This window comes from Streptomyces sp. CoH27 (assembly GCF_020181035.1).
In the GTDB taxonomy this organism is placed as follows: domain Bacteria; phylum Actinomycetota; class Actinomycetes; order Streptomycetales; family Streptomycetaceae; genus Streptomyces; species Streptomyces camelliae.
This window is the reverse complement of sequence record NZ_JAIQYY010000025.1, coordinates 77068-85477: the sequence shown is the minus strand read 5'-3', so window position 1 is coordinate 85477 and position 8410 is coordinate 77068. Positions and strand designations below refer to the sequence as shown.

The 8410-nt window shown below is 68.9% G+C and carries 7 protein-coding genes; 5 read left to right on the top strand and 2 right to left on the bottom strand.

The annotated features are described in order from the left end of the window. Nucleotides 1-123 precede the first annotated feature (123 nt). A complete protein-coding gene (gene lexA / locus LE548_RS34905) occupies nt 124-900 on the bottom strand; it encodes a transcriptional repressor LexA (RefSeq protein ID WP_053666267.1) in 777 nt (258 codons plus the stop codon). A 564-nt stretch (nt 901-1464) separates the two neighbouring features. Here lexA and nrdR point away from each other — a divergent pair. Then, a complete protein-coding gene (gene nrdR, locus LE548_RS34900; RefSeq protein WP_225101039.1) occupies nt 1465-2016 on the top strand; it encodes a transcriptional regulator NrdR in 552 nt (183 codons plus the stop codon). Between the two features lie 165 nt (nt 2017-2181). Next, nucleotides 2182-5079 carry a vitamin B12-dependent ribonucleotide reductase gene (locus tag LE548_RS34895; protein ID WP_225101038.1) on the top strand — a complete coding sequence of 966 codons (2898 nt, stop codon included), beginning with the start codon at nt 2182-2184 and terminating at the stop codon, nt 5077-5079. 65 nt (nt 5080-5144) lie between these two features. Here the strand turns inward: LE548_RS34895 and LE548_RS34890 are convergent, their stop codons facing one another. Beyond that, the gene (locus LE548_RS34890) at nt 5145-5753 is read right to left on the bottom strand and encodes a TerD family protein (protein ID WP_308030975.1); all 609 of its coding nucleotides are present in this window, start codon (nt 5751-5753) and stop codon (nt 5145-5147) included. 76 nt (nt 5754-5829) lie between these two features. On the opposite strand from LE548_RS34890, the gene LE548_RS34885 reads away from it, so the two are divergent. The 3 genes from LE548_RS34885 to LE548_RS34875 all read left to right on the top strand — a co-directional run bounded on the left by LE548_RS34885 (nt 5830) and on the right by LE548_RS34875 (nt 8161). After that, nucleotides 5830-6435, top strand: coding sequence for a YdbC family protein (locus LE548_RS34885; protein WP_225101036.1), 606 nt, complete (start codon nt 5830-5832; stop codon nt 6433-6435). 148 nt (nt 6436-6583) lie between these two features. Beyond that, entirely contained in the window at nt 6584-7243 is a 660-nt protein-coding gene (locus tag LE548_RS34880; RefSeq protein ID WP_225101035.1) for a histidine phosphatase family protein, read from the top strand. Between the two features lie 12 nt (nt 7244-7255). Beyond that, complete coding sequence (locus tag LE548_RS34875) at nt 7256-8161, top strand: ADP-ribosylglycohydrolase family protein (protein ID WP_225101034.1); 906 nt, start codon at nt 7256-7258, stop codon at nt 8159-8161. Nucleotides 8162-8410 lie beyond the last annotated feature (249 nt).

Below are 8410 nucleotides of genomic sequence, written 5' to 3'. Positions count from 1 at the left end.
CACCCCCGCGATGCCAAGGGGCCGCGGACCACCCCCGGACACAGCAGGGCCCCGGAACCGGCGCAGGGGTTCCGGGGCCCGGTCAGGGAGCGAACCGGTCGGCCGGTCCGCTCGTGGCAGGGGTCACACGCGCCGCAGCACCGCGACGACCTTGCCCAGGATGGTCGCGTCGTCGCCGGGGATCGGTTCGTACGCCGCGTTGTGCGGGAGGAGCCACACGTGGCCGTCCTCGCGCTTGAAGCGCTTGACGGTGGCCTCGCCGTCGAGCATGGCTGCGACGATGTCGCCGTTCTCGGCGACGGGCTGGCGGCGCACGGTGACCCAGTCGCCGTCGCAGATCGCGGCTTCGATCATGGAGTCGCCGACGACCTTGAGGACGAACAGCTCACCGTCACCGACGAGCTGGCGGGGGAGAGGGAAGACGTCCTCGACGGACTCCTCGGCGAGGATGGGCCCACCGGCGGCGATCCGGCCGACCAGCGGGACGTACGACGCGGCGGGTTTGCCGGCGGTGTCCGTGGGCTGCACGGTCACGGCCTGGTCGGAGCCGCGGACCTCGTATGCGCGTGGGCGGTGCGGGTCGCGGCGCAGGAAGCCCTTGCGCTCCAGCGCCATCAGCTGATGCGCGACGGAGGAGGTGCTGGAGAGGCCGACGGCCTGACCGATCTCCCGCATGGACGGCGGGTAACCCCGGCGCTGCACGGAATCCCGGATGACTTCGATCACGCGGCGCTGCCGGTCCGTGAGCCCGGAGCTGTCCGCCCGGATTCCTGGAGGTCGGCCCGGCAAGGAGCGCTTGTGCTCGGGATTCGTGGCTTCGTTCATCGCGTGTACCGGCTCGACTCGGCCCTGGGAGCGGTCCTGGGCGGTGATGGTGGCACTGTCTGCGGTGGTGGTCACGTCGGCCCCTCTCGATGGTCTCCCTGCTGGACAACGGTAGTTGCTTTCGAAAGGTTGCGCCAAACACACGTTCGAGTGAAAAAGTGCGATTCACCTGACGCGATCATGTGTCTGGGTGTATAGCCAACGCGCCGTCCGGCGGACAAAAGCGTCCATTGTTGTACTCTTCACCGCCGGGGTACCGACCTCGTGAGTCGTGTCCCCAGTCTGCCATCCGGAATCCGGCCGACCGGGATCCGGGCCCGTTCCGCGCCGGAGTCTCACGCGTCCTCCGTGTGGCGCCCACGGTATATCCCTAAGTGTCGCGGCCGTAGGGCTCCGTACCGCGTGTCCCCGCCCGGTCACGGACGGCGTCGGCCTCGCCGGTCGTACGGCTGTGACACGCGTGTCTGCCTCGGTGTATGCGCCAAGCCCCACATGTAGTGGTTGGATGGCTACAGCAGCCCACAAGTTGTGGTCCCCCGGGTCTGAGACGGTTCCGCGATCGCCTATGCTTAGGGCTGCTTCGCGGGGCCCATGGGCTCGGCGAGGTTGTTGAGTCTGCTGTGAGGAGGGTTGGAGATCATGCACTGCCCCTTCTGCAGGCACCCCGACAGCCGTGTGGTCGACAGTCGTACGACCGATGACGGCACGTCGATCCGCCGGCGCCGCCAGTGCCCCGACTGCTCCCGTCGTTTCACGACCGTGGAGACGTGCTCGCTCATGGTGGTCAAGCGGTCCGGAGTCACCGAGCCTTTCAGTCGTACCAAGGTCATCAACGGCGTGCGCAAGGCATGCCAGGGACGGCCTGTCACCGAGGACGCACTCGCCCAGCTCGGCCAGCGGGTCGAGGAGGCGGTGCGCGCCACCGGGAGTGCCGAGCTGACCACCCACGACGTGGGGCTGGCCATACTCGGCCCGTTGCAGGAGCTCGACCTCGTCGCCTTTCTGCGATTCGCCTCCGTCTACCGGGCGTTCGACTCGCTTGAGGACTTCGAGGCCGCCATCGCGGAGCTGAGGGAGGCGACGCGAGGCCCCGCCGTGGGCGACGACGACGCGGGAGCGGGGAGCCAGGAAGAGCATCGCGGGCCCGGCGGGACCACCCAGGTCCCCGAGCCCGCCCACGCCGCCGACTGACCGGCGGGCCGGAAGCCCTGGGGAGACCCGGGTTCCGGCCGGGAGGCGGCGATCCAGGACCTGTTGCGGGTGGCAGTTGAGGGTGCCCGCAGCACAAGACAGAACACCGTGCCACGGGAACAAACGGGGCACTTCAGGGCGTTTTCGCCCGTAGAGGGAGGCGGCATGACAGAGACGGCGAGCGGTCCGGCACGAGGTTCCCGAGCCAAGGGCGGCAAGGCGGGAAACAAGGGACTGCACATCGAGCGCATCCACACCACCCCCGGCGTACACCCGTACGACGAGGTCGAGTGGGTGAGCCGTGACGTCGTCATGACCAACTGGCGCGACGGCTCGGTCAACTTCGAGCAGCGTGGCGTCGAGTTCCCCGACTTCTGGTCGGTGAACGCGGTCAACATCGTCACCAGCAAGTACTTCCGCGGTGCCGTCGGCACCCCGCAGCGCGAGGTCAGCCTCAAGCAGCTGATCGACCGCATCGTGAAGACGTACCGGAAGGCCGGCGAGGACTACAAGTACTTCGCCTCGCCCGCCGATGCCGAGATCTTCGAGCACGAGCTGGCCTACGCCCTCCTGCACCAGATCTTCAGCTTCAACAGCCCCGTCTGGTTCAACGTGGGCACCCCGCAGCCCCAGCAGGTCTCCGCCTGCTTCATCCTGTCCGTCGACGACTCCATGGAGTCGATCCTCGACTGGTACAAGGAAGAGGGCATGATCTTCAAGGGCGGCTCCGGCGCCGGCCTGAACCTGTCGCGCATCCGTTCTTCCAAGGAGCTGCTCTCCTCCGGCGGCAACGCCTCCGGCCCCGTCTCCTTCATGCGCGGCGCCGACGCCTCTGCCGGCACCATCAAGTCCGGTGGCGCCACCCGCCGCGCCGCCAAGATGGTCGTGCTCGATGTCGATCACCCCGACATCGAGGACTTCATCGAGACCAAGGTCAAGGAAGAGGAGAAGATCCGCGTCCTGCGCGACGCGGGCTTCGACATGGACCTGGGCGGCGACGACATCACCTCCGTCCAGTACCAGAACGCCAACAACTCGGTCCGCGTGAACGACGAGTTCATGAAGGCCGTCGAGGACGGCGGCAACTTCGGTCTGCGCGCGCGTATGACCGGAGAGGTCATCGAGGAGGTCGACGCCAAGGCTCTCTTCCGCAAGATCGCCGAGGCCGCGTGGGCCTGCGCCGACCCGGGCATCCAGTACGACGACACCATCAACACCTGGCACACCTGCCCCGAGTCCGGCCGGATCACCGCGTCGAACCCGTGCAGCGAGTACATGCACCTGGACAACACGTCCTGCAACCTGGCCTCGCTGAACCTGATGAAGTTCCTGCAGGACGACGGCAAGGGCCACCAGTCCTTCGAGGCCGAGCGCTTCCAGAAGGTCGTCGAGCTGGTCATCACCGCGATGGACATCTCGATCTGCTTCGCGGACTTCCCGACCCAGAAGATCGGCGAGAACACGCGCGCGTTCCGCCAGCTCGGCATCGGCTACGCCAACCTCGGCGCCCTGCTGATGGCCACCGGCCACGCCTACGACTCCGACGGCGGGCGCGCCCTGGCCGGCGCGATCACCTCCCTGATGACGGGCACGGCCTACCGCCGCTCCGCCGAGCTGGCCGCGGTCGTCGGGCCGTACGACGGCTACGCCCGCAACGCCGACGCCCACAAGCGCGTCATGGCGCAGCACGCCGACGCCAACGGCAAGGCCGTCCGCATGGACGACCTGGACACCCCGGTGTGGGCCGCCGCCACGGAGGCCTGGCAGGACGTCGTCCGTCTCGGTGAGAAGAACGGTTTCCGTAACTCCCAGGCGTCCGTCCTCGCCCCGACCGGCACCATCGGTCTCGCGATGTCCTGCGACACCACCGGTGTCGAGCCCGACCTGGCGCTGGTGAAGTTCAAGAAGCTGGTCGGCGGCGGCTCGATGCAGATCGTCAACGGCACCGTCCCGCAGGCCCTGCGCCGCCTGGGCTACCAGGAGGAGCAGATCGAGGCGATCGTCGCCCACATCGCCGAGCACGGCAACGTGATCGACGCCCCCGGCCTGAAGCACGAGCACTACGAGGTCTTCGACTGCGCCATGGGCGAGCGCGCCATCTCCCCGATGGGCCACGTCCGCATGATGGCCGCGATCCAGCCGTGGATCTCCGGCGCCATCTCCAAGACGGTCAACATGCCGGAGACGGCGACCGTCGAGGAGGTCGAGGAGATCTACTTCGAGGCCTGGAAGCTGGGCGTCAAGGCACTCGCGATCTACCGCGACAACTGCAAGGTCGGCCAGCCGCTCTCCGCCAAGAAGAAGGAGGACGCGAAGGCCGAGATCGCCGAGAAGGCCGAGGAGACGATCCGTACCGCGGTCGAGAAGGTGGTCGAGTACCGCCCGGTCCGCAAGCGCCTCCCCAAGGGCCGCCCTGGCATCACCACCTCCTTCACGGTCGGCGGCGCCGAGGGCTACATGACCGCCAACTCCTACCCGGACGACGGTCTCGGCGAGGTCTTCCTGAAGATGTCCAAGCAGGGCTCGACTCTCGCGGGCATGATGGATGCCTTCTCCATCGCGGTCTCCGTCGGCCTGCAGTACGGCGTGCCGCTGGAGACGTACGTCTCGAAGTTCACCAACATGCGCTTCGAGCCGGCCGGCATGACCGATGACCCGGACGTGCGGATGGCGCAGTCGATCGTCGACTACATCTTCCGCCGTCTGGCGCTGGACTTCCTGCCCTTCGAGACCCGCTCCGCGCTCGGCATCCACTCCGCCGAGGAGCGCCAGCGCCACCTGGAGACGGGTTCGTACGAGCCCGCCGACGACGAGGTCGACGTCGAGGGCCTGGCCCAGTCGGCGCCGCGCACTCAGGAGCTGAAGGCGGTCGCCACGCCGAAGGCCGGGTCCGAAGCGGCCAAGCCCGCCCCGAAGCAGGCCCACACCAGCGCCGAGCTGGTGGAGATGCAGCTGGGCATCCAGGCCGACGCCCCGCTGTGCTTCTCCTGCGGCACGAAGATGCAGCGGGCCGGTTCCTGCTACATCTGCGAGGGCTGCGGCTCGACCAGCGGCTGCAGCTGATGACACGCGGTAGCTGAAGTAAGGGGCGTCGGCCATTGCCGGCGCCCCTTACCCGTGGTCGTGGGTCAGGGCTGGTGCGCCCTGCCCATGACGCGGGTGAACGTCGCGGGGTCCTCCTCGAACCCGTGCACGCCAGGACGGAAGGTCCAGTCTCCGGAGCCGTCCCGCGCGAACTCGGCGATCGTGGCCGCCGTCGCCCCGAGGACCGAGCCGAAGTCGTCCTCGGCGAGTACGGTGTAGCCCTCCCGGACCCGCATGGCCGGATTCAGCACATGGACGAACGTCTTGTGCCCGGGCCGCTGTTGGATGACCACACCGACCACCACGCGCGCGTACCGGTCGGCCAGCCGGTCCAGCTCCAGCGTCATGACCTCGTCCCAGCCGAAGCCCCTGCCGTCGGTGCTGTCCCGGTTGAGGAAGATCGTGCCGTCGGGCGAGCGGCTGTCGAAGTGCACCAGATAGGCTGGCGTCCCGTAGGCATCGTCCGAGGTGAACGTCGCAGCGACGATGTCGAGATCAGTGGGCGGCTGACCCGCCGGGCTCGGATCCCATTTCACCGCCACCTCGATCTTGCGGAGTCCCTTGCTGAAGCCGGACAACGGGCTTCCCCTTCCCCCTGTGACTGCTCTGTCCCCAACTCGCGTGGAGCCAGGGCTCTTTGCCCATCGTGCCACGCGCGCGGGGCGCATGCGCGGGTGATCTCCGCCGGAGCGTGACCGGCGCCACGTCCGCTGGCCTTACGATGGCGCGGTGCTGGTCAAGTGGATTCGCTGCACCGTGGTGGACCGCCGCGGCTTCGAGCGGGGGCAGCGGAAATGGGCGGGGCTTCTGGGGGAGCCGGGTTTTCGGGGGCAGGGCGGAGGGTGGAGCCGGCAGCGGCCGGGCGTGGCGCACATCTTCGCCTTCTGGGAGAGCCGCGCCTTCTACGACTCCTTCATGGCCCGCTCGCACGACCGCCTGGCCTCCGCCCAGTCCGGCACGTTCAAGGACGCCCAGGTCAAGCTCTTCGAGTACCGCTTCGACGTGAAGACGGGCTTCGAGCCGAGGTTCACCGACGCCGACCTGATCCGGGTGGCCCTGTGCCAGGTCCACGAGGAGCGCGTGGAGCACTTCACCCTCATGCAGGAGAAGGTCTGGAACCCCGCGATGGCCGGTTCGCCCGGCATGATCCGCGGCATGTTCGCCGAGGCCCCCGACCAGGAGTTCCTGATCCTGTCGATGTGGCGCTCGGCGGCCGAACACGGCAAGTACCGCACCGAGCGCGTGGAACGCCTCGCCCTGCGCGCCCAGACCGAGGCCGACGTCGCGGCGCTCTCCGGTGACATCGTGGATCTGGAACCCTCCTGGACGGTCTGAGCATCGGGCGCGCTGGTCTCCCCGACCGGGTCGGTTTGAAGAGCAAACTCATCCCTGGAGGGGCCAGGGGGGCCGAATCCGTGTGACCTACGCCGTATGGAGCCCGTACGAGTGCTCGACTTCCCCTCACTCGATCTAGGGTTTTGGCATGGCACGACCACGGCGCATCGTCCTTGTCCGGCACGGCGAGTCCACGGGCAACGTCGACGACTCCGTGTACGAGCGCGAGCCCGACCACGCGCTCGCGCTGACCGAGCGGGGCTGGCGACAGGCCGAAGAGACCGGCAAGGGGCTCAGGGAACTCTTCGGCCGGGAACGCGTGAGCGTGTACGTCTCCCCGTACCGCCGTACACACGAGACGCTCCGCGCCTTCCATCTCGACCCCGACCTCATACGTGTCCGGGAGGAGCCGCGGCTGCGCGAACAGGACTGGGGCAACTGGCAGGACCGTGACGACGTCCGCCTGCAGAAGGTCTACCGGGACGCGTACGGCCACTTCTTCTTCCGGTTCCCGCAGGGCGAGTCCGGCGCCGACGTGTACGACCGGGTCGGCGGCTTCCTGGAGAGCCTGTTCCGCAGCTTCGAGGCCCCCGACCACCCGCCGAACGTGCTCCTGGTGACGCACGGGCTCGCGATGCGGCTGTTCTGCATGCGCTGGTTCCACTGGACCGTCGCGGAATTCGAGTCGCTGTCCAACCCCGGGAACGCGGAGATGCGGATGCTCGTTCTCGGAGAGGACGGCAAGTACACGCTCGACCGGCCCTTCGAGCGCTGGCGAGATCCGGTGCCGTACTGGGTGAACGGATAGAGTGGCAGAGCGATGACCGCTGACTCCTCTTCCTCCGGGCGCCTGGAGCGCGCCCTGGCGAGCCTGCGCGGACTGGCCGTGGGGGACTCCCTGGGCTCCCAGTTCTTCGTTCCGGCGCACTATCCCCTGCTGAAGCGGCGCGAGCTGCCGCCGGGTCCCTGGCAGTGGACGGACGACACCGAGATGGCCTGCTCCGTGGTCGCTGTTCTCGCCGCCCACCACCGCATCGACCAGGACGCGCTGGCCCGCTCCTTCGCCGACCATCACGACTTCGACCGGGGCTACGGGCCCGCGGTCAACCGTCTGCTGCGCCTCGTCCGGGAGGGCGGGGACTGGCGTGAGCTGGCCGCCGGGCTCTTCAACGGACAGGGGTCCTGGGGCAACGGAGCCGCGATGCGCATCGCCCCGCTGGGCGCCTGGTACGCGGACGATCCGGAGCAGGCGACCCACCAGGCGGAGATCTCGGCCTACCCCACCCATCAGCATCGCGAGGCCGTGGTCGGGGCCATGGCTGTGGCCGCCGCCGCGGCCCTGGTCGGCTCCCTGGAGGGGCCGCCGAGCCCCGAGGCGCTCCTCGACGGCGTCGTCGCGCTGGTGCCGAAGAGCGCAGTCGGCCAGGGACTGAGGCGCGCCCGCGACATGCTGGACTATGGCGACGCGGGCACCGTCGCGGCCGTCCTCGGCTGCGGACGCCGCACGACGGCCCATGACACCGTCCCCTTCGCCCTGTGGTCCGCCGCACGCAACCTCGGGAATTACGAGGCCGCGTTCTGGACGACCGCCCAGGTGGGCGGCGACGTGGACACCACCTGCGCGATCGTGGGCGGCGTGCTCGCCGCCGGCAAGGCGGGCACACCCCCCGCAGCGTGGACGGAGCGGGCCGAGGCCCTGCCGGACTGGGTACCGACGGGGCTCTGACGGGGCGCCGGGCGAGCCTGGCGGATGTCGGCCCTGCGGCTGCGGGGCGGGCGCCTGGTGGCGGCCGGTGAGGGCAGACCTTCGCGCAGGCGCAGGTCCTCATGAAAGCTCTCCGTGATTGCCGGGAACTCTCTGTGACAACCGCACGTTCTTCCCGTATCCGCTGGATGTCCGGCACTTCGGTACGGGCTGGGTGGGGAGTCGGAGCAGTGGGTCGGAGGGGATGTGTGATGGCATTCGTGTCCTGGG